The 26109-nt window shown below is 72.3% G+C and carries 23 protein-coding genes and 1 tRNA gene; 11 read left to right on the top strand and 13 right to left on the bottom strand.

Annotation, left to right across the window (positions count from 1 at the left end; all coding sequences use genetic code 11):
• Positions 1-11: 11 nt before the first annotated feature.
• Together ACYVNR_RS20070 and ACYVNR_RS20065 are read right to left on the bottom strand one after the other, a co-directional pair.
• Positions 12-950, bottom strand: coding sequence for an FAD binding domain-containing protein (locus ACYVNR_RS20070; RefSeq protein WP_461050514.1), 939 nt, complete (start codon positions 948-950; stop codon positions 12-14).
• Entirely contained in the window at positions 947-3595 is a 2649-nt protein-coding gene (locus ACYVNR_RS20065) for a molybdopterin-dependent oxidoreductase (RefSeq protein ID WP_461050512.1), read from the bottom strand. Before ACYVNR_RS20065 ends, ACYVNR_RS20070 begins: the two co-directional genes overlap by 4 nt.
• A gap of 134 nt (positions 3596-3729) precedes the next feature.
• Here ACYVNR_RS20065 and ACYVNR_RS20060 point away from each other — a divergent pair, with 134 nt between their 5' ends.
• Complete coding sequence (locus ACYVNR_RS20060; protein ID WP_461050510.1) at positions 3730-4674, top strand: 2-dehydropantoate 2-reductase; 945 nt, start codon at positions 3730-3732, stop codon at positions 4672-4674.
• A gap of 14 nt (positions 4675-4688) precedes the next feature.
• Here the strand turns inward: ACYVNR_RS20060 and ACYVNR_RS20055 are convergent, their stop codons facing one another.
• The gene (locus ACYVNR_RS20055) at positions 4689-5435 is read right to left on the bottom strand and encodes a matrixin family metalloprotease (RefSeq protein WP_458799006.1); all 747 of its coding nucleotides are present in this window, start codon (positions 5433-5435) and stop codon (positions 4689-4691) included.
• A 284-nt stretch (positions 5436-5719) separates the two neighbouring features.
• Here ACYVNR_RS20055 and ACYVNR_RS20050 point away from each other — a divergent pair, with 284 nt between their 5' ends.
• Entirely contained in the window at positions 5720-6427 is a 708-nt protein-coding gene (locus ACYVNR_RS20050) for a M50 family metallopeptidase (protein WP_461050508.1), read from the top strand.
• A gap of 68 nt (positions 6428-6495) precedes the next feature.
• Here ACYVNR_RS20050 and ACYVNR_RS20045 read toward each other — a convergent pair whose 3' ends face one another.
• From ACYVNR_RS20045 to ACYVNR_RS20020, 6 genes are all read right to left on the bottom strand, one after another.
• Complete coding sequence (locus tag ACYVNR_RS20045; protein WP_045188931.1) at positions 6496-7158, bottom strand: LON peptidase substrate-binding domain-containing protein; 663 nt, start codon at positions 7156-7158, stop codon at positions 6496-6498.
• 26 nt (positions 7159-7184) lie between these two features.
• Entirely contained in the window at positions 7185-8270 is a 1086-nt protein-coding gene (locus ACYVNR_RS20040) for a serine/threonine-protein kinase (RefSeq protein ID WP_461050506.1), read from the bottom strand.
• A gap of 424 nt (positions 8271-8694) precedes the next feature.
• Positions 8695-9117, bottom strand: a complete 423-nt coding sequence (locus ACYVNR_RS20035; RefSeq protein ID WP_461050504.1) for a hypothetical protein — start codon at positions 9115-9117, stop codon at positions 8695-8697.
• Between the two features lie 447 nt (positions 9118-9564).
• Positions 9565-9647, bottom strand: a tRNA-Leu gene (locus ACYVNR_RS20030).
• Between the two features lie 86 nt (positions 9648-9733).
• Entirely contained in the window at positions 9734-10552 is an 819-nt protein-coding gene (locus tag ACYVNR_RS20025; RefSeq protein ID WP_461050502.1) for an NAD-dependent epimerase/dehydratase family protein, read from the bottom strand.
• 43 nt (positions 10553-10595) lie between these two features.
• On the bottom strand, positions 10596-12224 hold the full coding sequence (locus ACYVNR_RS20020) for a MinD/ParA family ATP-binding protein (protein WP_461050500.1): 1629 nt from the start codon (positions 12222-12224) through the stop codon (positions 10596-10598).
• Positions 12225-12477: 253 nt separating this feature from the next.
• Between ACYVNR_RS20020 and ACYVNR_RS20015 the strand changes: the two genes are divergently transcribed.
• The 6 genes from ACYVNR_RS20015 (at position 12478) to pknB (ending at position 20077) form a co-directional block, all read left to right on the top strand.
• Positions 12478-13257: an FhaA domain-containing protein gene (locus tag ACYVNR_RS20015; protein ID WP_461050498.1), complete on the top strand. Its 780-nt coding sequence runs from the start codon at positions 12478-12480 to the stop codon at positions 13255-13257.
• Between the two features lie 3 nt (positions 13258-13260).
• Positions 13261-13842 (top strand): FHA domain-containing protein FhaB/FipA, encoded by a 582-nt coding sequence (locus ACYVNR_RS20010; protein ID WP_461050496.1) that lies wholly within the window; start codon positions 13261-13263, stop codon positions 13840-13842.
• 4 nt (positions 13843-13846) lie between these two features.
• On the top strand, positions 13847-15262 hold the full coding sequence (locus ACYVNR_RS20005; RefSeq protein WP_461050494.1) for a PP2C family protein-serine/threonine phosphatase: 1416 nt from the start codon (positions 13847-13849) through the stop codon (positions 15260-15262).
• Positions 15259-16656, top strand: a complete 1398-nt coding sequence (locus ACYVNR_RS20000; RefSeq protein WP_045188943.1) for an FtsW/RodA/SpoVE family cell cycle protein — start codon at positions 15259-15261, stop codon at positions 16654-16656. The genes ACYVNR_RS20005 and ACYVNR_RS20000 overlap by 4 nt, the downstream gene beginning before the upstream one ends.
• Positions 16653-18113: a peptidoglycan D,D-transpeptidase FtsI family protein gene (locus ACYVNR_RS19995; protein WP_461050492.1), complete on the top strand. Its 1461-nt coding sequence runs from the start codon at positions 16653-16655 to the stop codon at positions 18111-18113. The genes ACYVNR_RS20000 and ACYVNR_RS19995 overlap by 4 nt, the downstream gene beginning before the upstream one ends.
• Before the next feature lie 107 nt (positions 18114-18220).
• Positions 18221-20077, top strand: a complete 1857-nt coding sequence (gene pknB / locus ACYVNR_RS19990) for a Stk1 family PASTA domain-containing Ser/Thr kinase (protein ID WP_461050490.1) — start codon at positions 18221-18223, stop codon at positions 20075-20077.
• Between the two features lie 80 nt (positions 20078-20157).
• Here the strand turns inward: pknB and ACYVNR_RS19985 are convergent, their stop codons facing one another.
• Both ACYVNR_RS19985 and ACYVNR_RS19980 read right to left on the bottom strand, forming a co-directional pair.
• A complete protein-coding gene (locus ACYVNR_RS19985) occupies positions 20158-20796 on the bottom strand; it encodes an aminodeoxychorismate/anthranilate synthase component II (protein ID WP_461050488.1) in 639 nt (212 codons plus the stop codon).
• Between the two features lie 32 nt (positions 20797-20828).
• Positions 20829-21701 (bottom strand): DUF881 domain-containing protein, encoded by an 873-nt coding sequence (locus ACYVNR_RS19980; protein WP_461050486.1) that lies wholly within the window; start codon positions 21699-21701, stop codon positions 20829-20831.
• Positions 21702-21844: 143 nt separating this feature from the next.
• Here ACYVNR_RS19980 and ACYVNR_RS19975 point away from each other — a divergent pair, with 143 nt between their 5' ends.
• Entirely contained in the window at positions 21845-22096 is a 252-nt protein-coding gene (locus tag ACYVNR_RS19975; protein WP_045188953.1) for a cell division protein CrgA, read from the top strand.
• A 289-nt stretch (positions 22097-22385) separates the two neighbouring features.
• Here the strand turns inward: ACYVNR_RS19975 and ACYVNR_RS19970 are convergent, their stop codons facing one another.
• Both ACYVNR_RS19970 and ACYVNR_RS19965 read right to left on the bottom strand, forming a co-directional pair.
• The gene (locus tag ACYVNR_RS19970; protein WP_045189382.1) at positions 22386-23291 is read right to left on the bottom strand and encodes a rhomboid family intramembrane serine protease; all 906 of its coding nucleotides are present in this window, start codon (positions 23289-23291) and stop codon (positions 22386-22388) included.
• A gap of 137 nt (positions 23292-23428) precedes the next feature.
• Complete coding sequence (locus ACYVNR_RS19965; protein ID WP_045188955.1) at positions 23429-23947, bottom strand: peptidylprolyl isomerase; 519 nt, start codon at positions 23945-23947, stop codon at positions 23429-23431.
• A gap of 189 nt (positions 23948-24136) precedes the next feature.
• Between ACYVNR_RS19965 and ACYVNR_RS19960 the strand changes: the two genes are divergently transcribed.
• Positions 24137-24760 carry an antitoxin gene (locus ACYVNR_RS19960; protein WP_461050483.1) on the top strand — a complete coding sequence of 208 codons (624 nt, stop codon included), beginning with the start codon at positions 24137-24139 and terminating at the stop codon, positions 24758-24760.
• 42 nt (positions 24761-24802) lie between these two features.
• The gene (locus ACYVNR_RS19955; RefSeq protein ID WP_461050481.1) at positions 24803-25918 is read left to right on the top strand and encodes a hypothetical protein; all 1116 of its coding nucleotides are present in this window, start codon (positions 24803-24805) and stop codon (positions 25916-25918) included.
• Positions 25919-26109: the final 191 nt, after the last annotated feature.

Raw genomic sequence — 26109 nt, 5'->3', positions numbered from 1 at the left:
GACGAGCACCCTCACGAGGCGACGCGCTCCAGCACCTCACGCACCACGCCCTCGACGAGCTCGATCTTGTAGCCCGTCTCGGGCAGCGGGCTGGCGCCCTGCGTCGCAGCAGCGGCGGCTGCGTCCACGACGTCGTCGCCCAGCGTCGAGCCGACGACGAGGTCCTCGACCGCGCTGAGCCGCAACGGGGTCGGGGCGACACCGCCGATGGCGAGGCCACACTGCGTCACCCGACCCGCATCGTCGCGCACGACCCTGCAGACCGCCTCGGCGAGCGGCCACTCCGCCTCGAACCGGCTGATGGCCCGGAAGTACGCTGCCCGCTCACCCGCCACCGGAGGCGGCAGCACCACCCTCGTCAGCACCTCGTCGTCGGCGAGCAGGTGGTCGCGTCTCGGGTCGGAGCCGTCGCCGAGGACGTCACCCACCGACAGGCCGTCACGCTGCGTCGTGTCGACGGTGGCGGCATACGTGAGCAGCGCCATCGCGAGGGACGACGGGTGCGGGTGCACGCAGGGCGCCGTGTCGAAGACGTTGCCGTAGAGGTGGCGCCCGTCGCGCGCCGGGCAGCTGTCGCCGCCGGACTTGAAGCACGACGTGTGCGGGTGGCGGAAGTACCAGCAGCGGGTGCGCTGCAGCAGGTTGCCGCCGACCGTCGCCATCGCGCGCACCTGCGGGGTGGCGAGGCCGGCCGCAGTCAGCGCGAGCGCCGGGTAGTCGTGGGCGAGCTCGCGGGCGACAGTGGCGACGGTCGTCCCCGCACCGACGGTGGTGCCGGCGTCGGCGCGCTCGATGCCGGCGAAGCCGGCGACGCCGGTGAGGTCGAGGACGTGGGGCGTCGCGCCCGTCGTGCGCAGCCGCTCCTGCAGGTCGGTGCCGCCAGCCCGGTAGACGAAGTCGCCTGTGCCGTCAGGACGCTCGTCGTATGCCGTGAGGATCGTGACGCTCATCGAGCCACCCCCGTGCGCAGCCCCTCGAGCACCCGGTCGGGACGGATCGGGAGGGCCAGCGGACGCCAACCCGTGGCGTTGAAGACGGCGTTGCCCACCGACGCGGCCGGGCTGATCGTCGCCACCTCACCGAGGCCCACGCCGCCGCCCGGTACGCGGTCCCAGCCGTCCTCGTGGAAGTGGATGTCGATCTCGGGGGTGTCGCCGAGCTGCGGGATGCGGTAGTCCTCGAGGTTGGCGGTCAGGGTGAGGCCGGTGTGCGGGTCGAGCACCTGGTTCTCGTAGAGCGCGAGGCCGATGCCCTGGATGACCGAGCCCTCGCACTGGCTGCGGGCCAGCACCGGCGCATGGATGCGACCGACGGCGATGCCGCCGTGCACGCGCAGCACCCGGGTCCTGCCGGTGCGGGTGTCGACCTCCACCTCGGTGACGTGGACCGCCGCCGAGAAGCCACGCCCGATCTGGATGCCGTTCATCGTGATCGGGACGGCGCGCAGGCCACGGTCCCCGCCGCGCTTCGCCGACGCGGAGGCACCGTCAGGCGCGGCGGCGAGGTCGCGGCCGACCCGGTCGCGCAGGGTCGTCGCGGCCTCCACCGCGGCCGACCACAGCGAGACGGTGGTGCGGCTGCCGCCCGACGCGGGGCCGTGCGAGGTGCCGGCGTGCGAGCGCCCGAGGCGGACGTCGACCTCGGTGGGGTCGACGCCGAAGACGCCTGCCACGGCCCGGGCGACGACGGTGCGGCTGCCGGTGCCCATGTCCTGGCTGGCGGTCGAGGCCACGAGCCTGCCGTCGTCGACCGAGACGACGACCTCGCAGTCGGGGTCGACGAGGTAGATCCAGTTGCCCGTCGCGACACCGACCCCGCGCCGGAAGCGCCCCGACCCACTGCCGGTCGCCGGCCGCTGCTGCCAGATGGGCAGCTCACCGGCCCAGCGGTAGAGGGCCTGCCGTTTCTGGTTGCCGTCCCACTGCGCCCGCAGCGCGATCGGGTCGCGACCGGTGCGGTGGGCGAGCTCGTCGACGGTCGACTCGAGCGCCCACGCGCTCGTCGGGCCGCCGGGCCCGCGGAACGGGGCACCCGGTGGTGCGTTGGTCACGACGTCGACGTCGCGGGCCAGCCTGGGGGTGCGGCCGTACATGAGCATCGCGAGCGCCGCGACGCTGTTGCCGACGGCGACGCCGGCGTGGCTCTCGGTGTCGACGGTGAGCGCCTTGACCGCCTGCGACCGGTCGTCGACGAGGAGCGAGACCTTGCTGCGGCTGCCGGGCCGGTTGCCCGTGCCGGTCAGCTCCTCGTGCCGGTCGAGCACGAGCCTCACCGGGCGCCGAGCAATGCGGCTGAGCGAGATGGCGCCGATCGCCTCCATCGTGAGGCTCAGCTTGGCGCCGAACCCACCGCCCACGTACTCCGCGACGACCTCGACCTCGGCGGCGTCGAGCCCGAAGTGGCGGGCGATCTCGGCGCGCATGACGTCGACGCCCTGGGTGCTGAGCCACACGCGCAGGTGCTGCGGGTCGCTCCAGTCGGCGACGCACGCGTGCGGCTCGAAGGCGGTGTGCACCTGCACGCCGGTGCGCAGCTCGAGCTCGACGAGGCCGGCCGGACCGGGGCCGTCGACCCCCGAAGGCGCTGCGGGTCCGGCTGACGTGGTGGTGCTGCTCGACCGCGCCGACGCGATGCGCCGCTTGGCCAGGGTGCCGAGCACCGGCGTACGCGCTGGGCCGTGACGGTTGCCGTCCCACGGCGCGGGCATCGACCCGCCCTCGCCGGCGCGCGGGGCCGACTTGCGGTCGGCGCGCGTCGCGTAGACCTGCGGGGCGCCGGGACGCACCGCCTCGTCGGGATCGACGACGAACGGCTGTGGCGTCATCCTGACGTCGAGCTCGCGGGCGAGCCGACGCGCCTCGGCCGGCGACTCCGCCGCGACGACCGCGATGGGCTGCCCGGCCCACCGCACGCGCCGGTCGCCCGGGCCCTCCTGGGCCAGCAGGTCGACTCCGACGACGCCCGGCGGGAAGGTGATCGGCCCGACGATGCCCGCGGCGACGTCGGAGCGACGGAACGCGGCGTGCAGCATCCCGGGCAGGCTGACGTCGGTGGTGTAGACGGCCGAGCCGGTGACCTTCGCCGGAGCGTCGACGCGCTCGACGGTGCCTGCGCCGTCGTGCTCGCCCCGACAGGCTGCCGCCACGGCGCGGAAGATCCCCTCGTAGGCGCCGCACCGGCAGAGGTGCCCCGCGAGCGCTTCCGCGATGGTGGCGCGGTCGGGCTCACCGGTGCCGTGCTCGGTGCGCCACCGGTCGTGGAAGGCGACCGCGTCGACGATGAATCCCGGTGTGCAGTAGCCGCACTGGAGTCCGTCATGGTGCGCGAACGCGCGCTGCACGGGGTGCAGGTCGTCGCCGTCGGCGATGCCCTCGACCGTCGTGACGGCCGCATCGCGCAGCCGGGTGGCCGGGGTGAGGCACCCGAGCACGGGCTCCCCGTCGACGAGGATCGTGCACGCGCCGCAGACGCCGCTGCCGCACACGAGCTTCGTGCCGGTGAGCCCCAGCCGGTCGCGCACGACCTCGACGGCTGCCTCCGTGCCGTCGACCTCGACGACCCGTGACTCGTCGTTGACCGTGGTGGTGAGCTCCATGAGGCCTCCTCCGGCTGCGTCCCGGCGGAGGGCTCGAGACGGTCCAGTGGCGACGCTACCTCCCGACCCGCACCGGGCGCGATGATGTCGTCGAGGGCTCCGAACGCGTGCCCGGGGAACGAGGAGGCGCGGTCATGCGCATCGCAGTGCTGGGCACGGGTGGGATCGGCGGCTACTTCGGCGGGCGTCTCGCGGCGTCCGGCCACGACGTCACGTTCGTCGCGCGTGGCGCTCACCTCGAGGCGATCCGCGACCGGGGGCTGCAGGTGGCGAGCGTCGCCGGGGACTTCACCGTGCATCCGGCGAGCGCCACGGACGACCCGACGCGTGTGGGCACCGTCGACGCGGTGCTGCTCGCGGTCAAGACGTGGCAGATGGCTCCGGTGCTCGAGACGCTGCCGTCGCTGGTCGGTGCGACCACGGCGGTGGTGACGACGCAGAACGGGGTCGAGGCGCCGGACCAGGTCGCCGCCGTCGTCGGGCGCGGCGCGGTGCTGCCCGGCATCGCCAAGATCTTCGCCTTCATCGACGGCCCCGGACGGATCACCCACGCCGGAGGCCCGGCGTCGCTGGCGTTCGACGAGTGGGAGCCCGACATGGGCGCGACGGGCCGGCCTTCCGAGCGGGTGCAGCGCCTCCGCGAGGCGGTGGCGGCATCGGGTGCCGCGTCACCGGTGCCCGATGACATCTGGGCCGAGCTGTGGTCGAAGATGCTCATGGTCGTGCCGTTCGGCGGCCTGGGCGCTGCCCTCGCAGCCACCCTCGGCCAGCTGCGCGAGGACCCGGACCGGCGGGCGCTGCTCCGCGACGCGATGCGCGAGGTCGAGGCGCTGGCCCGGGCACGCGGCATACGACTCCCGGAGAAGGTGGTCGATGGCACGATGGCGTTCGTCGACGACCAGCCGGCCGACGCCACGACGTCCCTCCAGCGAGACCTGCTCGAGGGCAGGCCGTCGGAGCTCGACGCCTGGACCGGCGCGGTCGTGCGCCTCGCGGCCGAGTCGGGCGTCGACGTGCCGCTGCACCGGCTGCTGCTCGAGGTGCTCCGGAGCCGGCACCCCGACGCGCTGCCCGACTGAGGCCGGACCCGGTCTCAGAGGTCGGGTCGGCAGGCCCCACGTCCGAGGATCGCCAGGCCCCGGCGGTCACCGTCCGCGGGCCCGTCGACGGCCCCACCCGACTCCGACATCAGCTGCGAGCCGTCGGAGACGTGGTTGAGCCCGATGACGTGCCCGATCTCGTGCTCGACCACCGCGCGGGCGGAGTCGCGGCGACCCGCTCGCAGCAGTCCCGTCATCGCGTCACGGTCGAGCCACACCGAGCCGGAGACGTAGACGAGGACGCCGTCCTCGGCGGCCCGCGGCGTGCTGCCTCCGAGACCGATCGTGCTCCCGGCGAGGCGCGGCACCTGCTCGGGCGTCGCGAAGGAGATGTAGACGGGCGCCCACCGGTCGCCGTAGCGGCCGGGCTGGTACGGGTCGCGCTCCGGGGTCGCCGGCTCGTCGGTGAAGCCGTCGTCGACGAACCGGAGGCCGCTCGCCTCCGACATCGTCGCCACGGCCTCGCGCACGAGCGCGTCGCCACCGTCGGGCAGGCCCTCCGTGGCGATCGTGAAGTGGATGGGACGGCACGGGTCGTACGCGACCGGCTCGGTGCCGTCGGCCTGCATCCGCATGAAGGTGTAGCCACCACGGCCGCCCGGGGACGCCGGCGGCGCGCCCAGCGGCGCCTGCGCGGCACCGATGCCCGCCGGCGGCGCGTCGGCGCCCAGCCCGAGGCGGGAGTCGAGTGGCCGCGCCTGCCACAGCCACACCGGCAGCGCCACCACGAGGAGCACCACGGCGGCGAACCCGAGCCATCGCCGGTGGCGTGGTCGGCGGGGGCCCAGCGGACCGCGCGGGGCGTCTGGCCTGCCGCCCTCCGCCCGATGGCGACCTGGCGGCCGGGCAGCGCGGACGAAGGACCCCTGAACCATGCCCAGCATGCTGCCGTGAACCACCTGTCCTGTCGCCTCGAGACCGGTTCGCCCCCGAGATCCGGCGGCCGGTCGACGACTGGCCTGTCCCGTACCCACCGGACGCCCACCTCAGGCGCGCACAAGCGCGTGGGCTAGGTTCGGCGCTCGTGAACTGGTTCGAGGCAGTCCATGACCGGGTGGTGCCGGCCACCGGCGACGTCGCGCTCGCGGCGCCCCGCCTCGTCGTCGTGCTCGCCGTCGCGCTCGTGCTCATCGTCGTCGAGCCGCTCTGGCGGATCGTCCGTCTCGCGGTGACCCTCGTGCACGAGCTCGGGCACGCGGTCGTCGGGGTGCTGGTCGGGCGGCAGTTCACCGGATTCGTGCTGCGCGGCGACATGTCGGGTCACGCCGTCACGCGCGGTCCCGTACGCGGCCCCGGCCGGGTCGCGTCGACGTGGGCCGGCTACCCCATGCCCGCGCTGATCGGTGCCGGGATGGTCTGGGCGGCCGGTCGAGGCTGGTCCGCGCCCGTCGTGACCGCTGGTCTCGCCGTGCTGCTCTTCGCCCTGGTGCGGGTGCGCTCGGCACTGACGGTGGTCGTCATGGTCGTGGCCATTGCCGGGTCGGCGGCGCTGTGGTGGTGGCGTGACGACGCCCTCCAGCCGCAGGTGCTCGTCGGCCTCGGCTTCGTGCTCCTCGTGGGCGCCTGGCGTCACCTCGGCGCGGTGCTGAAGGACCGCAGCCGTGGCAGCGACCCGGGCGTCCTCGCCTCGCTGACCCGCCTGCCCCGCCTCGTCTGGAACGGCTCGTTCGTGGTCGTGTGCGCCCTGGCGACGTGGGTGGTCGTCACGGAGATGGTCCACACCCTGGCCTGACCCGTCGGGAACGAGCACTCGACCGAGACCCTCCTCGTCGAGTGCTCACTTCCCGACGGCAGGACGGCTCAGTTGAGACCGAAGGGCGGGAGCGCCGGCGGGGCCACGGCGCCCAGCGTGGCCGCGAACTCGTTCTCGCGCCGCACCAGCTGAAGGCCCAGGCGCAGCCGCGACGCCGTGTCGGTGCACTCGAGGAGGCGTTGCCGGTCGGCCACGTCGAGGCTGACGACGTCAGGCACGGCATACGCGAGCATGCGAGGGTCGGTGGGCAGCTCGGCCGGCTCGGGCTCCTTGCCCAGCGCAGTGCCGAAGGCCGCGAGCTCGGTGCGCAGTGCGGTGGCCAGCGCCTCGAGCCTCGACCCGTCGGCGCCGTCCGCCTCGGTCAGCCAGGTGACGCGGGCCGTCGCGTACGGGGTGCCGGCCGTGGCGTCGACACCGTCGAGGTGGAAGCGGTCGGTGCCCTCGGAGACGATGAAGAAGCGCTCACCCTCCAGGGCGGCCGCCTGGGTGAGCAGCGCACCGCACCCGATGGGGTGCAAGGCCCGGACCGCGTCGTCGCCGACCTCGAAACCCTCCCGGATGGCGACGACGCCGAAGACGGGCGGGCGCTCGTCCTGGCCGCCCAGCAGGTCCTGGAGCAGCTGCACGTAGCGCGGCTCGAAGATCTGCAGCGGGAGCTTCGCCCCGGGCATCAGCACCGTGGCCAGCGGGAAGATCGGCAGCGTCGCCATCCGCCCCTCCACTCGCGGGTGGGCCCTCAGGCCCCGCGGGCGGTGTCCTCACGCTCGGACGGGAGGGGCGTCGACGTCGGCGTGGCCATCGCCCGGGTCGGCTCGAGGCCGTCGTCGTCGGTCGCGCTGCCGGTCGGACGGGCGTCGTGCTTCGGCGCCTCCGTGGCGCCGGCGCTGCCGACCGCTGCGCCCGTGTTGTGGGCGACCTCCTCGGCGAGCTCCTCGACGTTCTCGATCATGTCGGCGGGGGAGCCGTTGATGGCGGTCGCGAGGCCCAGCGCGAGGCCACGCAGCTCCTGGTCACCCATGCCCAGGCGCACGGCCACGGATGCCGCATTGGCGGGGCGCTGCTCGGGGTCCTTCTCGAGGCACTCGGTGATGAGGTCGCGGAGGTCCTCCGGCACGGTGTCGGGCAGCGGCGGGGGCGGCTCGTTGACATGGCTGAGGGCTGTCGCGATCGGGGTGCCGCGGTCGAAGGGTCGCTGCCCGACGAGCATCTCGTGGGCCACGACACCGAGGGCGTAGAGGTCGCTCGCGCCGGTCGCCGCGTGCCCCAGCGCCTGCTCGGGGCTGATGTAGTTCGGGGTGCCGAGCATCTCGCCGTGCTGCGTGTGGCCGGACGCGTCGAGCGCGCGGGCGATGCCGAAGTCGGTCAGCTTCACCAGCCCGTCCTCGCGGACCATGATGTTCGCCGGCTTGATGTCGCGGTGCACGACCCTGGCCTCGTGCGCGACGCCGAGCGCCAGCGCCGCCTGACCCATGATCGAGCGCACCTCGTGCGGCGGCAGCGGCCCCCGCTTGTTGAGGATCGCCGACAGCGGCTCGCCCTCGACGAGCTCCATGACGAGAAACGCGAGGCCGTCGTCCTCGCCGTAGTCGAAGACGGTCGCGATGTTCGTGTGCATGAGGGCCGCCGAGTGCACGGCCTCGTCGCGGAACCGCAGGGCGAAGAGGCGCTCGTGGTCAGTGTCGGGACGCATGATCTTGACGGCCACGTGCCGCTGGAGCACGTCGTCGGTGCCGCGCCACACGTCGGCCATGCCACCCGAGGCGATGCGGCTCTCGAGGCGGTAGCGGTCGCCGAGGACGAAGCCTTCCTGGAGTCGGTTCATGTCAGGGGGCACCTGGGCCTTTCGGACGGAAGGTGCGCGTCGTGTGACATCTGAGAGGCCTTCGTCAGCGGTCATCGTACGGGACCCGGCGGCTGGATCGAGCATTCGTCGACCAGTCGTGGGAATGGTCTGGGGATCGTTCTGCGTCGTGACCGGCCCCCGGGCCACGGCTCCCGCCTACATACCCCTGTCCCGCGCTCACGAACCACCGAGCCCATCTCTTTTCGCACGATTCGACCACCCCCGGGGTGCCCACGGGTGCCCGTGCGGGCCCCGCACCGTGGCCACGCGACGGGGCCCGGCGGCATACGGGAGCCGTATGCCGCCGGGCCGGTGGGGAGGCGTCGTCGCAGGTGGGGGAGCCCGCGGTCTCAGGCGAGTCGTGCGGTCAGGCGCGGCAGGCCGGTGGTGCCGGTCCTGTGGGTCAGGCCGGGCGGGCCGGGCGACGCCGGCTCGCGACGACGATAGCCACGCCACCGGCGATCACGGCCGCGGTCGCCGCACCGATGCCGATGACCGGCAGGTTCGTCGGCTGGGCGAGCGGGACGGTGATCTTCGGCGCCGCGGGCACGGCTGGAGCGGCCGGGAGGTTGCGCTCGACGGCGTTGACCGAGCCGGGGCCGCCCTTCTTCGGGAAGAGGTGGGCGTCGCGACACTGGCCGATCGTCCCACCGCCCATGTAGAGGCAGTTCGACGGAGGCGACGGCACGGGCTCGGGACCCGGCTCGATGGGGCTCTGCGCGAGGGCCGGGCCGGCGAGACCCAGCGAGAGCACCGCGGAGGCACCGAGCGCGGCCGCGGAACGGCGACCCCGGCCCGAGGTGGTGATGGAGGACGAACTGGACATGTGGCGCTCCCTTCTGGGAGGAGAGTGGTCCCGCACCGGTCGCGCCTGACCGTGATCCCATCCCCCTGGTGCCGCGCCCTCAGGAAGGTCCTTCGGGTTCCGGCCGGTGGTGATCGAAGCGGGTGACAGGCAGAGGCCCCGGTGCACGGTGCAGATACCGGTTCGCTTGCTCCACAGCCGAACTCGCGGGCTTTCCCGTAGGACAACCCCGACCAACGCGGAGGATGCGGGCCGCGCCGCGCTGCGGTCGTCAACGTCCCGACTCGCGAAAGGGCCCCGACCTTGTAGGTCGGGGCCCTCTTCTTCACGCGTGCGCGAGGGGGGAGCCGTCGCCTCCGCTTCGCTCCGGCTCCTCCCAAATCCCGCCTGTTCCATACGCGTGAGGAAGAGGGCCCCACATGCGAAGAGGGCCTCGACCTTGTAGGTCGGGGCCCTCTTCTTCACGCGTGCGCGAGGGGGGATTTGAACCCCCACGCCCTTTCGGACACTGGCACCTGAAGCCAGCGCGTCTGCCGTTCCGCCACTCGCGCGTGACAAGGAGACAGTGTGGTGCATCCCCCACCAGATCGCCAAACCGGGACACGCGACGTCCCGCCAGGCGTACCCACCGAGCCGGTCAGCGGCCCCCGTGCGGCTCCCCGAGGCGGTAGTCGGGCTGCGTGAAACCCCCGCCGAGCAGGCCCGATCGGGACTCGGGCCCGGTGCCGTCTGCCGCGGCCCCTCGGGCGTACGCCTCGGCGTCGTCCTGCGGGTCGAAGCCGATCGCCAGCCCCGGCGAGAGGTCGACGAGCCGGTGCGTGTTGCGAGAGACACCCCAGACGACGCGGTGGCCGGTCGCGTCGGTCGTGAGCACGGCGAGCACCAGGCGGGTCATGTCGTCGGGCGAGAGCCAGCAGCACCGCGACGGCTGCCCGTGCGCGGCGTCGGCGAAGGTCATGATGCGAGCGCTCACGACGGTGATGCCGAACCGGGCGGCATACAGGGCGCCGAGCGCCTCGAGGGTCGCCTTGGTCACGCCGTAGTACGTGTCGGGCGCCGGGAGCGGCATCCCGTCGCGCAGCGCCGGCGAGTCGACGGGCACGAAGCCGGCCGCGTGCACCGAGCTGGCGAGCAGCAGGCGTGGCACCCCGGCGAGACGCACGGCCTCGCACACCGCGCGCGTGCCGTCGACGTTGACCGCGAGCAGGTCGGCCCACGACTGCTCGTCGGAGAAGGCGCCGAGGTGCACGACGAGGTCGGCGCCGGCGAACGCCTCGGCCTGGGCGCCGATGTCACGCAGGTCGCACGAGACGACGCGCTCGACCGCCATGTCGACGTCTGGCACCGGCACGCCCGCAGCCTCGCAGAGCACGAGCCGGTGTCCGGCAGCGCGCAGCCGCGGCCGGACGGCCGTCGCGATGCGCCCGGCCGCCCCGGTCAGCGCGAGAAGGGCCACGCGGACGGCATACCCGCTCGGGACGGCTGGTCGGCCGAGGAGGTCAGAGGCCGTCGACGACGACGGCGGCCATCTCCATGCACGCGTCGTGCGTCTTCTTGTTGATCTTCAGCGGGTCGAGGTGCAGGCCCGGCGCGAGCATCGGGTCGTAGGGGATGTCGACGACCGCGCGCACCCACTGCTCGAAGTGCTCGCGCGTGTGCACGCCGGCGCCGATGTCGTTGCCCTTGGCCGAGGTGTGCGAGATGACGCAGACGGCGTTGCGCACGAGGTCGCCCCGGCCCATCGCCACGAGCGCGTCGAGGTTCTTCGCCGCGACGACCGAGGTGTCGTCCTTGAGGGACGTCGCGAAGACGAGCATGTCGGCGCGGGCCGCGGCCGCCAGCCAGTTCGGCGAGAGGCGGTTGTTGCCGGTGTCGACGACGATCATCCGGTAGAAGCGCGACAGCTGCGTGTGGAGGTCCTCGAACTCCTGCTCGCCGATGATGCGCATCGCCTCGTCGTCGTCGGCGGAGGCCAGCACGTCGAACGACAGCCCCCGCTGCTCGCGCACCCAGTGCTCGAGCTCGGACGTGCCGGCGTTGGGGTCGTTGGCGATCGTCGGCAGGGCGCCGAGCAGGTCGACGACGGTGCGGTGGTGGCTCTGCGAAGGCGCACGCATGCCGAGCGTGCCCTCGGTCTCGTTGTTGTCCCACGCGAGCACCGAGCCCGAGCGGTAGCGGCCGAGGTAGCTCGCGAGCATCAGGGTGACGAGCGTCTTGCCCCCGCCGCCCTTGGTGTTGATGACCATGATCGTCTTGCGGCCGTTGAGCGGCCGGGCGATGCGGTCGATGCGGTCGCGCTCGAGCAGCTCCTTGGTGCTGGGGCCGAGGCCGAAGGCCTTGCGCAGGCCCGAGTTGGCCTTGACCTTCTGACGCTCACCCTTCGAGCGGGCCGTGATGAGGTCCTCGGCGCTCGGGCGGTCGGAGTTGCCCTCGCGGGCGGCGGGGGTGAGGTCGTATGCCGTGTCGGCGCTCGTGTAGCCCTCGGCCGCTGCGGCGGCCACGTCGGGGTCGACGGCCGGCCGGGCGGCATACGCCTGCTGGGCTGCGCTGTGGTCGGTGCCGTAGTGGGCGGACGACGCGGCGGCGGTGTCGCTCGTGGAGCTCGTGGGGCTCGTGGGGCTCGTGGGGGTGGAGGCGCTTGACCCGGCGGGCGTCCAGCCGGAGTACTCCTCCTGCGACGCGGCGGCGGTGTCGGCGTTGTGCTGGAGGGTCGACCAGTGGTCGGTGCTCTGGCCGGTCTCGCTCGTGCCCGGGTCGGACGGCTGCCAGTCCCAGGCGGACGTGGACGCGCCGTTGTGGTCGTGGCCGTTGGCGGACTCGGTCGAGGTGTGGTCGCTGCCGTGCTCGCTGCCGTACTCGCCGCCGTACTCGTAGGAGTCGGTCCAGCTGTTCGTCGAGGCGACCTCAGCGGTGTCGGGGCCGCCGACGGCCGGCTGCTGACCGGTGTCACCCGGGTGCCACGACGTGTCCTCCCACGTCGAGCTCCACGGGTCGGCCGGGGTCTCGTCCTCGTGGTCGTCCGCACCTGCGGTGGGGATCGGAAGGGTGAAGCCACCCGGGATGGAGTTGTTGGCAGAGAAGCCGGGGATGCCCTGACCCTCGGTGGTTCCGGTCTCGTCCTTGCTCATCGAGCGCTCCTTGCTGGCCTTCCACGTGCGGGGACCCGCCGCGGGACCCCGTGAGATCGTCCCATGCTTCCGTCACACATCAAACCTGCCGACCAGCGGCGCGGCGCGGCGCGAAGGGCTCGTGAAGGGCTCGAGATGGACTCTGGAACGGGCTCCCGACGGGCCGTGCGGGCCCGTCGGTTGGGGGCAGGAGGGGCTTACCCGGTTACGATGAAGCGCCCGGCCGGAGCGCTCACCTGAAGGAGGAGACGGCGTGGGAATCATCAACCGTGTCGAGCACGGTCTCGCCAAGGCTGTCCACGGTGCCTTCGCCAAGGCCTTCAAGTCCGAGGTCCAGCCCGTCGAGATCGCCTCGGCGATCCGCCGTGCCATGGACGACCGGGCGGCCCTGCTCGGCCACGGCCGCGCCATGGTGCCCAACCTCTACACGATCGAGCTGAGCCAGACCGACTACGAGCGGCTCGGTGACTACGAGGACGACCTGTCCGACGACCTCGTCGCCGCGGCGCAGGAGCACGCCGACTCGCAGGGCTACCAGCCCGGAGGCCCTCTCGAGGTGCAGCTCGTCGAGGGCGAGGGCCTCGAGACCGGCGTCTTCCGGGTGCGTCCCGCGACCGCGAAGCAGGTCGGCCGTGAGCCCGCCGCGTCTGCGGGCGCTGCGCCCCGGCCGCACACCTCCGACGGCACGGTCATCGACGAGGCGCCGGTCCACCGGCCGACGCCGCGGTCCAACCCGTCGGCGCGCCCGTGGCTCGACATCGGCGGCGACCGCTACCCGCTGCTCGGCAGCCTCACGACCATCGGTCGCGACGAGACCGCCGACATCGTCATCGACGACCCCGGGGTGTCGCGTCGGCACAGCGAGATCCGGGTCACGACCGACGGACCGCACCTGGTCACCTCGATCCGCGACCTCAACTCGACCAACGGCACCTTCGTCAACGGCGAGCGCATCTCGACGCAGCGACTCCAGGACGGCGACCGCCTCACGATCGGGCGCACGTCCGCCACCTTCCGAGCCGGGCGCCGGTGACGCATGAGTGAACTCACCCTGACCCTGCTGCGGCTGGGTCTGCTCGCGCTGCTGTGGATCTTCATCTTCAGCGTCGTGGGCGTGCTCCGGACCGACATCTACGGCACTGCCGTCAGCCGTCGCGGTCGACGCAAGGCGCGCAAGGAGGCCGAGCAGCAGAGCCGTCAGCGCACCCCGGCACGTGCCGCAGCGCCGGCCGCCGCGGGCGCCGGTGTCGCCGCCCCCGCACCGTCGACCGAGCCGGCCGGCGGGTCGGGCTGGCGTGGCCGCGGCCGCTCCAAGGGCCCCGCGACGACCCTCGTCGTCACCGAGGGCCCGCTCACCGGCACGTCGCTGCCGCTGCGCAGCGGTGGCATCCTCATCGGACGCAACCCCGAGTGCGCGCTCGTGCTCGACGACGACTACGCGTCCGGCCGGCACTGCCGCATCTATCCCGACCCCTCGGGCCGCGACGGATGGGTCGTCGAGGACCTCGGTTCCACCAACGGCACCTTCATCGGACGCGACCGCCTGACCGGCACCCGTCCCGTGGAGGTGGGCACCAGCCTGCGGATCGGCAAGACCGTCCTCGAACTGCGAGGCTGACCCGATGGCCATCGCCCTGCGCTACGCCGCGCGCTCAGACCTCGGGCTGGGACCCAAGTCCCGCAACGAGGACTCCGGGTATGCCGGCCCCAACCTGCTCGTCCTCGCGGACGGCATGGGTGGGCACGCCGCGGGCGACGTCGCCAGCTCGATGATCGTCGGCGAGCTCGCGCCGCTCGACGAGGAGGACGTGACCGCCGACCAGGCGATCCCGCTGCTCGAGGAGGCGCTGCACTCGGCCAACGCGAAGCTGACCAAGGCGATGCGCGAGAACACCGACCTGGCCGGCATGGGCAGCACGACGATCGTCATGCTGCGCACCGGCAACAAGCTCGCCATGGCGCACATCGGCGACTCACGCGCGTTCATGCTCCGTGGTGACACGTTCTCGCAGATCACCAAGGACCACTCGTTCGTCCAGCAGCTCATCGACGAGGGCCGCATCAGCAAGGACGAGGCCGGTCACCACCCACAACGCTCGGTGGTGACCCGCGTCATGACCGGCCAGCCCGACGACGAGCCCGACACGTCGCTCCGTGAGGCGAAGATCGGCGACCGCTTCCTCATGTGCTCCGACGGCCTGTCCGACTTCGTCGGCGCCGACGTCATCGAGGAGATCCTCCGCGAGGCGCGCACGCCCGACGAGGCGGCCGACCGCTGCATCGAGGTCGCGCTCAAGGCGAGCACCCGCGACAACGTCACCGTGATCGTCGCCGAGGTGGTCGACGCCGACGGCGACGACCTGCCGACCACCGTGCCGCAGGTCGTCGGCGCCGCGGGCAAGCGCATGCGCAACAAGACGCGTGCCATCCCGACGAGCCCGGCCGAGAAGGCGGCGGCCCTCTCGCGTGAGGCCACCGGACGGCCGCACCCCGACGACGACGGCCTCGAGCTGGCCGAGGACAGGTCCCGGTCGAAGCGATCCAAGGTCGTGCGCCGCACCATCGGCCTCGTGCTCGTGCTCGCCGTGCTCGCCGGGGGCGGGTATGCCGCGTGGGCCTGGTCGCAGAAGCAGTACTACGTCGCCGCCGACGCCGGCCACGTCGCGATCTTCCAGGGGGTCTCGCAGGACCTCGGCCCGATCCGCCTCTCGCACGTGCAGTCGCAGTCCGACGTGCTCGTGTCCGACCTGCCCACCGACGTGCAGGGCTCCGTCGGCAACACGATCACGGCGCGCGACCTCGCCGACGCCGAGCTCAAGGTCGCCGCCCTGCGCACCGAGGCCCAGCGCTGCCAGCAGATCGCAGCGGCCGGCACCCCCTGTGGCACGAGCCCGGCCCCCACGCCGACCACGCCGCTGCCCACCACCCCGGCCACGCCGACGACCCCCGCACCCACGTCGCCCGTGCCGGCGACGCCCAACCCGTCCGTCTCGACGCCGCCGGCCGTCGCCGCCGCGTTCTCGGGGGTGGGCACGTGACGACGACCGTCGAGCCGCTCACCCCGCGCACCCGCCGCGGCGCCGAGCTCGTACTGCTGCTGCTCGCGGTGGGCATCGTGCTGCTCGCGTGGGTCACCACCGACCTCAACCGCAACGGCACCGTGCCGGCCAACATCATCCCGGTCGCCGGCGGCTTCATGGTGCTCGTCCTCGCCGTGCACCTCGTGCTGCGCTGGAAGGCCGCGTACGCCGACCCGGTGCTCCTGCCGATCACCACCGTGCTCAACGGTCTCGGGCTCGTCATGATCCACCGGCTCGACCTCGCTCGCGGCAAGCTCGGCAGCGACGGTGACGCGTACCGCCAGATCATCTGGACGACGCTCGCGGTGGCCCTCGCCGTCGGCGTGCTGTTCCTGCTGCGCGACCACCGGCTGCTCCGCCGCTACACCTACGTGACGATGGCGGCCGGCTTCGTGCTGCTGCTGATGCCGCTGTTGCCCGGTCTGGGGCGCACCATCAACGGGTCGCAGATCTGGATCTCCATCGGGCCGCTCAACTTCCAGCCGGGCGAGTTCGCGAAGATCGCGCTGGCCGTCTTCTTCGCCGGCTACCTCGTGCAGACGCGCGACGTGCTCTCGCTCGCGGGCAAGAAGGTGCTCGGCTTCACCTTCCCCCGCGGTCGCGACCTCGGCCCGATCCTCGTGGCGTGGGTGCTCGCGCTGCTCATCCTCGTCTTCCAGAAGGACCTCGGTTCGGCACTGCTCTTCTTCGGCCTCTTCGTCGCGATGCTCTACGTCGCGACCGAGAGGGTGTCGTGGATCGCCATCGGGCTGCTGCTCTTCGCCGCGGCGGTCGCCTTCGCGCTGTCGGCCTTCACGCACTTCCAGAAGCGCGTCGACCTGTGGCTCGACCCGTTCTCCCAGGACAACCTCGAGCGGTCCAACCAGCTGGCCAACGGCCTGTGGGGGATGGCCTCGGGCGGACTGACGGGCACGGGTCTGGGCGCCGGCCGGCCCTACCTCACGTCCTTCGCCGAGAGCGACTTCATCTTCCCGGCGCTCGGCGAGGAGCTCGGCCTCTTCGGCGCCGTCGCGATCATCGTGCTCTACCTGCTCTTCTGCGAGCGCGGCATCCGCACGGCTCTCGGCGTGCGTGACGGCTTCGGCAAGCTCCTCGCGATCGGCCTCTCCTTCTCGGTCGCCTTCCAGCTGTTCATCGTCATCGGCGGCGTCACCCGGGTGATCCCGCTGACCGGTCTCACGACGCCCTTCATGTCGCTGGGTGGCTCGTCGCTCCTCGCGAACTGGGTGATCATGGCGCTGCTGCTGCGCATCTCCGACCAGGCGCGTCGCCCGATGCCCGAGATGCCGGTGGGCGTCGCGGTCGACGACCCGTCGCCGGCCGAGGCCACCCAGGTGGTGAAGCTGCCGTGAACACCCCGATCCGCCGCCTGTCCGTCGTCATCGCCTGCCTCTTCACGGCGCTGCTCGTCGCCTCGACGATCGTGCAGTTCACGCAGGCCAAGTCGCTGAACGCCATGGCGACCAACAAGCGCACCCTTCTCGACAGCTACTCGCGCGAGCGCGGCTCGATCATCGCCGGGGGCCAGGCCATCGCGAAGTCGGTGCCGGTCGAGGACCAGTACCGCTTCCTGCGCACCTACTCGCAGGGCGACCTCTACGCCCAGCTGACCGGTTTCTACTCGTATGCCGTCGGCGCCCCCTACGGTCTCGAGCACGCGTCCGACGACCTCCTCTCCGGCGACGCCGACACCCTCTTCGTGCGCCGCGTCACCGACCTCATCACCGGGCGCAAGACCTCCGGCGCCACCATCGAGCTGACGATCGACCCGAAGGCGCAGGCGGCGGCCGACAAGGCCCTCGGCGACAACAAGGGCGCGGTCGTGGCGCTCGACCCGAAGACCGGCGCGATCCTCGCGATGGTCAGCCACCCCACCTACGACCCCAACCCGCTCTCGAGCCACGACCTGTCCAAGGCAGCGAAGGCGTGGCAGACGCTCTCGACCGACAAGGACAAGGCGTACCTCAACCGGGCCATCAGCGGCGTCTACCCGCCCGGCTCGACGTTCAAGGTCGTCACCGCCGCGGCGGCGCTCGAGAACGGCGTCGTCACCGACGAGAACTCCTCGGTGCCGGGCCCGCCCGAGCTCGACCTGCCGCTGACGAAGACCCCGCTGCCCAACGAGAACGGCCGCGCGTGCGGTCCGAACGACAAGACGACGCTGATCCACGCGCTCGAGATCTCGTGCAACACCGCGTTCGGCTCGCTCGGCCTCGAGCTGGGCGGCGAGAAGCTGCGGGGCCAGGCCGCCAAGTTCGGCTTCGGCGACTCGCTGCAGGTGCCGATGCGCGTCGCGACCAGCTCGGTCCCCGCCGACCTCAACGCGCCGCAGGCCGCGCAGAGCGCGATCGGCCAGTTCGAGGTGCGCACGACCCCGCTGCAGATGGCGATGGTGGCGGCCGGCATCGCCAACGGCGGCCGCGTCATGACGCCCTATCTCATCGACTCGGTGCGCAGCGCCAACCTCGACATCATCGAGTCGACGCCCGACCCCGTCGAGCTGTCGCAGGCCGTGTCCGAGCAGACCGCGTCGACGCTGACCAAGATGATGGTCTCGGTGGTGCAGAACGGCAGCGGCGCCCGCGCCAAGATCGACGGCGTCGAGGTGGCCGGCAAGACCGGCACCGCCCAGCACGACCTCGACAAGCCCCCGCACGCCTGGTTCATCTCCTTCGCCCCCGCCACCGACCCGAAGATCGCCGTCGCGGTGGTCGTCGAGGACGGCGGCGTCAAGGGCAGCGAGGTCGGCGGCGGCCGTGTGGCCGCCCCCATCGCCCGCGACGTCATGGAGGCGGTGCTGAACCGATGACCGACCGACCCGACCAGCGCGAGCAGCCACCTGCGGGCGCCCGACGAGCGGACCACGATGACCCAGCACCCGGACGAGCACTTCACGAACGAGCAGAGGCGAACGACGTGACCACCGCAGCCCGCGTCCTCGGGGGACGCTACGAGGTCGGCGAGCTCATCGGACGAGGCGGCATGGCCGACGTGCACCTCGGCCACGACACGCGGCTCGGCCGCCAGGTCGCCATCAAGATGCTGCGCTCCGACCTCGCGCGCGACGCCAACTTCCTCATGCGCTTCCGCCGCGAGGCGCAGTCGGCCGCGGGACTCAACCACCCGGCCATCGTCGCGATCTTCGACTCCGGCGAGGACGAGGGCGTGGCCGACGGGCCGCACGGCACGCGTACGACCCTCCCGTACATCGTCATGGAGTACGTCGACGGGCACACCCTGCGCCAGCGGCTGACCGACCACCAGCAGCTCGACCCGGCCGAGGCGATCCGCGTCACCGAGGGCATCCTCGACGCGCTGGCCTACAGCCACCGGATGGGCATCGTCCACCGCGACATCAAGCCCGCCAACGTCATGATCACGAGCACCGGTCACGTGAAGGTGATGGACTTCGGCATCGCCCGGGCCATCGCCGACACCGCCGCCACGATGACGCAGACCCAGTCGGTCGTCGGCACGGCGCAGTACCTCTCGCCCGAGCAGGCCCAGGGTCACACCGTCGACGAGCGCTCCGACCTCTACTCGACCGGCTGCCTCCTCTTCGAGCTGCTCGCCGGTCGTCCGCCCTTCGTCGGCGACTCGCCGGTCGCGATCGCCTACCAGCACGTCGGCGAGCTGCCGCAGCCGCCGAGCGTGTGGAACGACGCGGTCGGCGGCGACCTCGACGCCGTCACCCTGCACGCCCTCGCCAAGGACCGCGAGGCCCGCTACCAGGACGCGACGGCGTTCCGTGACGACCTCGAGAACGTCCGGCTCGGTCGCCAGATCAGCGCCGCCGCCCTCGGCACCGCGGCCGCCGTCGGCGCTGCCGCGACCCAGACGCTCCCGCAGGCGTATGCCGCCGCGGGCGCGCCGACGGCCGTGCAGCCCCCGGTCGGCGCGCGCCGCGACCGCTACCAGAACACCGCCGGCCTGCCCGCGGTCGGTCACGACGAGATCGACGGCGCGGAACGCAAGAGCGGTCGCGGCAAGGCCGCGTTCATCACCCTGCTCGTCATCGCCCTGCTCGCCCTCGTGGGCTGGGGGGCGGTCACGTGGTTCGGCAACCAGGCGCCCACGACGGTGCCGACCGTGGCCGTGCCCACGCTCGAGGGCATGAAGGAGGACGCCGCCGCCCGCACGCTGGCGACCAACAACCTGCGCGGCCAGAAGAGCTCGGCCCCGAGCACGACCGTGCCCGAGGGCGAGGTCGTCAGCCAGGACCCCAGCGCCGGCACGAGGGTGCAGACCCAGACCACGGTCAAGTACGTCGTGTCCTCCGGTCCCGACACCCTGACGGTGCCCGACGTCACGGGGATGGACAAGGACGAGGCGCGGTCCGAGCTCGAGAAGGCGGGCTTCGCCGTCGCGGGCTTCACCCAGGAGAACACGCCCGACCAGGACAAGGACAAGGTCACCAAGACCGAGCCCGCTGCGCGGGCCGTCGTCTCGAAGGACACGAAGATCCGGATCTTCTACGCGACCGGCAACGTCAAGGTGCCCGACGACCTCGTCGGCAAGGACTGGGCGCTGGCGGCCGTCGCGCTGCAGAACGCCGGCCTCGACCCGCGCAAGCAGTCGGTCGACTCGGAGAAGAACCCCGACGAGGTGCTGGCGGTCGACAAGGCCGGTGACGTGGTCAAGCGCGGCACGACGATCGTCGTCAAGGTGGCCAAGACACCGAACGCGACGGTGACCATCACACCGACCCCGCCGCCCACGACGACCACCAACCCGCCGACGACGCCTCCGCCGACGACCCTCACCCTGCCCTGACCCCTTTGTCGGGTGCCCACTCTCCGCCGTCGGAGAGTGGGCACTCGACATGAGGGGCTCGCCGACGGTGGCGGGGCCCGTCAGACGGCGGCGGTGACGAGGGGGCTCAGCCCGGCCGAACGCTCGACCGCGCCGGGGTCGCCGCACATCGCCAGGAAGTTGGCCAGCATGCGGTGGCCGCCCTCGGTGAGCACGCTCTCGGGATGGAACTGGACGCCGTGCAGCGGCAGGTCGCGGTGGCGTACGGCCATGACGAGGCCGGAGTCGGTGTGCCCCGTCGCGACGAGCGCGGCCGGCAGCGTGGCCGGGTCGATCGTCAGCGAGTGGTAGCGCGTCGCGGTGAACGGGTCGGGCAGACCCTCGAGGATGCCGGTGCCGTCGTGGTGCACGAGCGACGTCTTGCCGTGGAGCAGCTCGGGCGCGCGCCCGACCGTCGCCCCCGCGACGACGCCGAGCGCCTGGTGTCCGAGGCACACCCCGAACATCGGCTTCGCGATGCGCGCGCACTCGCGGATGATCTCCATCGAGACCCCCGCCCCCTCGGGCGTGCCGGGGCCGGGCGAGACGAGCACCCCGTCGTATGCCGCCGCCTCGTTCGCGTCGACGGCGTCGTTGCGCACGACCGTGCACTCGGCGCCGAGCTGCTCGAGGTAGCCGACGATCGTGTAGACGAAGCTGTCGTAGTTGTCGACGACGAGGATGCGGGCTGGGCTGGTCATGCGGTGTCTCTCAGACAGGGCTCGGGGGCGGGTCAGCGGATCGGCGAGGCGTACTGGAAGTCCACCGAGCCCGAGTATGCCGGGAACTCGATCGAGCTGTGCGTGTGCACCCCGTAGCCGAGACCGACCGCGTCGACGTACTGCTTGTAGATGGTGACCGACGGGTCGGCGTCGAGTCCGCGCTGCAGCCGGTCGACGTCACCGATGGCGGTGATGCGATAGGGCGGGGCATAGACGCGGCCCTGGAGGATGAGCGTGTTGCCGACGCAGCGCACGGCGCTCGTCGAGATGACCCGCTGGTCCTGGATCATCATCGCCTCGGCGCCCGACGACCAGAGCGCGTTGACGACGGCCTGGACGTCCTGCTGGTGCACGACGATGTCGTCGGCCGTGAAGCCGTCGGGCAGGGAGTCGGCCGTGCGGTGGGCGTCGTCGAGGGTGACCTCGATCGCGGCGCCCCTGACCTTGGTCGTCGCAGCAGTGCCGGCCAGCTCGTCGGCGGCCCGGTTGAGGGTGGAGATGTGGTCGTCGGCGGGCGCGTTGGTCTTGGCGAGCGCGTTGACCTCACGCTGCAGCTCGTCGAGGAGGGTCGACTTCTCCTGGACCCGGACCGTGCCCTCCTTGATGAGCTGCGGCAGGTCGCGGTCGGCGCGCAGGTCACGGCCCTGCGCGGCCTGGAAGCTCATCGCGAACATCAGGCCGGCGGCCGCGGTGACGACCGGCACGAGCACCCCCCACGTGAGGCGCCGGCGGACCTTCGGTGCCGGCGCGGGCTCGACGGGCGCAACGGGCTCGACGGGCGCAACGGGCTCGGCGGGCGCAGCGGGCTCGGCGGGCGCAGCGGGCTCGACGGTCGGCGCACCATCGGGAGGCTCGGGTGCCTCGGGACGGTCGGCGTCGTTCATGTCGGGTCCTCGCTCGCGCGGACGGTCCGCGCCGCCACCATTGTGCCTCCTGCGGCGGGCCGGTCGAGCGGAGGTTCCGTGCGCGGGGACGCGGGGCACCTCATTGGTTACCCTTGGCTCAACTCAGACCAAGGAGAAGTGCTGTGCCCGAGTCCAAAGGCCGCGACCACAAGGCGGCGGCATACGTCCCGCCCCGCACCAGCAAGGCCGCCGAGCCCAACCCCACCTGGTGGGCCCCCGTCTTCATCACGCTGCTCGTCCTCGGGCTGCTGTGGATCGTCGTGTACTACGTGACGGAGTACAAGTTCCCGATCGGGTCCATCGGCGTGTGGAACCTCGGCGTGGGCTTCGTGCTGCTCATGGCGGGTTTCATCATGACGATGCGGTGGCGGTGAGGGCTCGATCGGCATCCACACCTGCCCACAGCCTTCCCGGCGCCGGCTGTCCACACCTGTGGACGGCCGGCGTCGTTCATTTTCCTCCACAGCTGTGGACAACCCCCGTGCACAAGTCCGCGCGCACGGCCCGCCGGCTGTCCACAGAGTTTTCCCCAGCTGGGGATGAATGACACGCGTGTAACTACATCCACAGGCTTTTCCACAGCCGGTGGACAACTCGCTGTGGGCGGATGCAGAAAGCGCCCCCGAGCGTCGGCTCGGGGGCGCTTCACGGGACGAGACGGAGTCATCCGGACGTCAGCTCGCGGATGTCGACCGGGACGGTGAGGTACTTCGCGACGGCGAGGCCGACCACGACGGCGAGCACGGCGAGCAGGGCCACCCACACGAGGCGGCGCACGCCTTGCTTGCGGAACGCGACGATGACGCCGGCGCAGGCGAGGCCGGTGACGAGGCCGCCGAGGTGGGCCTGCCAGGAGATGCCGGGGTAGAGGAAGCCGAACGCCGCGTTGATCGCGATGGTCGCGTACATCGCGGTGGACGAGCGGCCCAGGTGGCGGTTCAGCACCAGGAGCGCGCCGAACAGGCCGAAGATCGCGCCGGACGCCCCGACGACGGCGCCGAACCACGCGCCCCGTCCGCCGGCCGCGATGTCGGCGACGGTGGGCGTGCCCGCGAGCAGGGTCACGGCGACCTGACCGCCGATGCCGCTGATGAGGTAGAGCGCGGCGAACCGGGCGCGGCCGAGCATCGGCTCGAGGTACTGCCCCAGCGACCACAGCGCGAACATGTTGAGCAGGATGTGGAAGATCGTCTGCGGCGAGTGCAGGAACGCGGCGGTGACGAACCGCCACGGCTCGCTCCACCCGAGGAAGGGCGCGAAGGCGAAGTCCAGGGTGACGGAGTCACTGGCGCGCTGCGCGAGGTAGGCGACGGCGCAGATCCCGATGATGGCGTAGGTGACGACGGGGGTGCCGTCGGTCGCTCGGCCACCGAAGACCGTGCGCGCGTCGGGCGTGGAACGGGCGGCGTCGCGTACGCAGTCGACGCACTGGATGCCGACGGCGGCGGGCCGCTGGCACTCGGGGCACGCGGGCCGCCCGCAGCGCTGGCAGCGGACGTAGGCCTCGCGGTCGGGGTGGCGCGGGCACACGGACGGACCGGCGGCCGGCTGCGGCACGCCGGGGCGCACCGGTGGCTGGCCGGCCGGGTCGGGCGGGCCGTACTGGCTCGGCTCGCCCGACGGCTGGGCCGGCGGGACGCTGCTCGGGTCGTCGGACAACTCGATCTCCCTGCCGGTCTCGTCCGTGTCGGTTCGCGTCGTCTGCGTCAGTCGCTGATGGTGACCGAGTTGATGACGACGTCCTCGAGCGGCTTGTCGTTGGCGCCGGTCGGGACGGTGCCGATCTTGTCGACGACGTCGCGCGAGGACTGGTCGGCCACCTCGCCGAAGATGGTGTGCTTGCCCTGGAGCCAGGTGGTCGGAGCGGTCGTGATGAAGAACTGGGAACCGTTGGTGCCCTTGCCCATGCGCTTGCCGGCGTTGGCCATGGCGAGGATGTAGGGCTTGGTGAAGTCCTTGTCGGGGCTGATCTCGTCGTCGAACGTGAAGCCCGGGCCGCCGAAGCCCTGACCGATCGGGCAGCCGCCCTGGATCATGAAGTTCGGGATGATGCGGTGGAAGATCAGGCCGTCGTAGAACGGCGTCGGGTTGGTGCGACCCGCCTCGTCCTTGTACTCCTTCTCGCCCTTGGCGAGGCCGACGAAGTTCTCCACCGTCTTCGGGGCCTGGTGCTCGAAGAGGTCGACGACGATGTCGCCGTGGTTCGTGTGCAGGGTTGCCTTCATGGGCCCAATCCTCGCATGACCGCGCACGTATGCCGTGCCGCCGGCCGCCCGCTCCCGGGTACGGGCATCTGCGAAATGCGGAACGGCACGGCTGGACCCGCCGTTGCCCAAGGAGAAGGATCGTTCCCATCCCCACCGGGGACGCGACCCGATAGCCGCCGGTGAACACCGGCGCAGGACGGAGTGCCGATGTCGTTTCTGGACAAGCTGAAGAAGAAGGCCGAAGAGCTCGACCTCGAGACGAAGGCCAAGCACCTGCAGGAGCAGGCCGCCGCGGCCGCGAAGCAGGCGCGCGAGAAGGCGGGTGACTACGCCGCCCAGAACCGCGAGAAGATCGACGGCTACGTGGAGACGGCCGCGTCGAAGATCGACGAGAAGACGGAGGGCAAGTACGCCGACAAGGTCGCCAAGGTCAAGGAGCAGGTCGGCCACGGTGTCGACAAGGTCGCCGAGGGCCACACGTCCGGGCCGACCACCGCCACGGGCGCCGCGGCGGCTGCCGGCGCGACGGACGTGACCGGCGGGGACCCCTACCCGGTCGACCCGGAGTCCCCGACGGCGGACCCGGCTGCCGGTCAGGGCGATCCGGGCCCGGACACTCCTGTGGACAGCGGGTTCGGGGCGGCCGCGGGCGACGTGCCGGCACCCACCCGCGAGTCGCTCGAGGACACGACGCTCGAGGACACCGTGCTGGGTCTCGACCACCCGCCGACCGTTCCCGGGCACCACGGGCAGGATCCCCTCAAGGGACACGACGCACCCGGCCCCGAGCAGGCGACGCCCACGACGGACGGTCGTGCGGAGCGTCCCTGAAGTTGGCAGGATGGGTAAGGACGAGTGGACCTAGGAGGACGAATGTTCCGAACCAAGCAGTCCCGCACGGAGGCTGCCGTCGACCAGGCGCGCGCCACAGCAGCCGACCTCGGCTCGGCCGCGAGTGATCGCCTGGACGCGCTGAAGCACAACGCCGCCGCTTCGGCGAGCGAGGCTTCCGCAGCAGCGAGGGAGGCCGCACTCGTGCGGGCGCACTCGGCTCGCGAGGCCGCCGCACCGGTGTTCCACGACGCCGCAGAGGCAGCCCGCGACCGCCTCGCCGCAGCGAGGGAGGCAGCCTCACCCGCGCTCCACGACGCCGCCGACACCGCCCGCGAGCGCTTCCAGGACGCCGCGGCCACCGCCAGGGACGTCGCCGGAGAGGCCCTGCACGAGGCCGCCGACCGCGCGAAGCCACGGGTGGAGGCTGCCCAGTCGACGCTCGTCGACACGGTGCTGCCCAAGGTCGGCGCGGCCATCGCCACGGCTGCCGCCGCCCTCGCCGCGGGCGCCGAGCAGGCCCGAGAGGCGGCCCAGCCCCACCTCGAGCAGGCCGCGGCACAGGCCAGGGAGACCGCAGCCGTCAGCGGGCATCGTGCGCAGGACGCGTACGCCGTGCTGAAGGGCGACGCCGTGGCCAAGAAGCGTGGCGGCAAGGGCAAGTGGCTCATCGCGGTCGGCCTGACCGCGGCAGCCGTGGCCGCCGTCGCGGCGTTCCGCAAGCAGCAGCAGGCCGACGACCCGTGGGCCACCCCCCTCGACTCCCGCACGGCGGGCACGGCCGGCACGTCCGACGCCGCCACCCTCAAGGACAAGGCCGCCGAGCAGGTGACCCACGCCAAGGAGGCCGTCGCCGACGCCGCGACCAAGGCCAAGGAGAAGGGCTCCGAGCTCGCCGATGCGGCCAAGGACAAGGCCGGCGACCTCGCGGCGAAGGGCCAGTCGGCCATCGCCGACGCCAAGGACCGCTCCGGCGAGTCCGACGCGTCTGCGACCGGCCCGTCGGGCCAGGTGACCTCGGTCGACCCGGCGCCCGACTCCGACGCCATCACGTCCGACGCGGTCGAGGGCGGCACCATCAACGGTGCGTCGACGACCGCCTCGTCGCGAGGCTCGGCCCGCACCCGTGCGCAGCGGGGCGACAAGCCGGGGAGCTGACCCACGCCGGCGGCGTCTCCGGACGCGACGGCCGGACTCAGAGCGGACAAAGGGAAGGACCCGGGTGCCAGAGGCATCCGGGTCCTTCTCTGCTTGAGCTGGCTCGCACCGACAGGGGGACAGCGCGAGCCAGCACATGCAGAAGGGCTGGGCGCGGTTCGTGCGGGCCCAACCCTTCGCTACTGACGAGT

It is taken from the genome of Terrabacter koreensis (assembly GCF_054783315.1).
Note: the sequence above shows the minus strand (reverse complement) of the source record. Positions and strands in the feature narration are given on the sequence as shown.

What these genes read in the sequence shown, in the direction of transcription:
- ACYVNR_RS20060 (WP_461050510.1), top strand. Translation starts at nt 3,730, where the DNA reads ATGCGCATCGCAGTGCTGGGCACGGGTGGGATCGGCGGCTACTTCGGC.
- ACYVNR_RS20005 (WP_461050494.1), top strand. Translation starts at nt 13,847, where the DNA reads ATGGCCATCGCCCTGCGCTACGCCGCGCGCTCAGACCTCGGGCTGGGA.
- ACYVNR_RS20065 (WP_461050512.1), bottom strand. Translation starts at nt 3,595, where the DNA reads ATGGAGCTCACCACCACGGTCAACGACGAGTCACGGGTCGTCGAGGTC.
- ACYVNR_RS19985 (WP_461050488.1), bottom strand. Translation starts at nt 20,796, where the DNA reads ATGACCAGCCCAGCCCGCATCCTCGTCGTCGACAACTACGACAGCTTC.
- ACYVNR_RS19980 (WP_461050486.1), bottom strand. Translation starts at nt 21,701, where the DNA reads ATGAACGACGCCGACCGTCCCGAGGCACCCGAGCCTCCCGATGGTGCG.
- ACYVNR_RS20010 (WP_461050496.1), top strand. Translation starts at nt 13,261, where the DNA reads ATGAGTGAACTCACCCTGACCCTGCTGCGGCTGGGTCTGCTCGCGCTG.
- ACYVNR_RS20035 (WP_461050504.1), bottom strand. Translation starts at nt 9,117, where the DNA reads ATGTCCAGTTCGTCCTCCATCACCACCTCGGGCCGGGGTCGCCGTTCC.
- ACYVNR_RS19965 (WP_045188955.1), bottom strand. Translation starts at nt 23,947, where the DNA reads ATGAAGGCAACCCTGCACACGAACCACGGCGACATCGTCGTCGACCTC.
- ACYVNR_RS20020 (WP_461050500.1), bottom strand. Translation starts at nt 12,224, where the DNA reads ATGAGCAAGGACGAGACCGGAACCACCGAGGGTCAGGGCATCCCCGGC.
- ACYVNR_RS20070 (WP_461050514.1), bottom strand. Translation starts at nt 950, where the DNA reads ATGAGCGTCACGATCCTCACGGCATACGACGAGCGTCCTGACGGCACA.
- ACYVNR_RS19955 (WP_461050481.1), top strand. Translation starts at nt 24,803, where the DNA reads ATGTTCCGAACCAAGCAGTCCCGCACGGAGGCTGCCGTCGACCAGGCG.
- ACYVNR_RS19960 (WP_461050483.1), top strand. Translation starts at nt 24,137, where the DNA reads ATGTCGTTTCTGGACAAGCTGAAGAAGAAGGCCGAAGAGCTCGACCTC.
- ACYVNR_RS20045 (WP_045188931.1), bottom strand. Translation starts at nt 7,158, where the DNA reads ATGGCGACGCTGCCGATCTTCCCGCTGGCCACGGTGCTGATGCCCGGG.
- ACYVNR_RS20040 (WP_461050506.1), bottom strand. Translation starts at nt 8,270, where the DNA reads ATGAACCGACTCCAGGAAGGCTTCGTCCTCGGCGACCGCTACCGCCTC.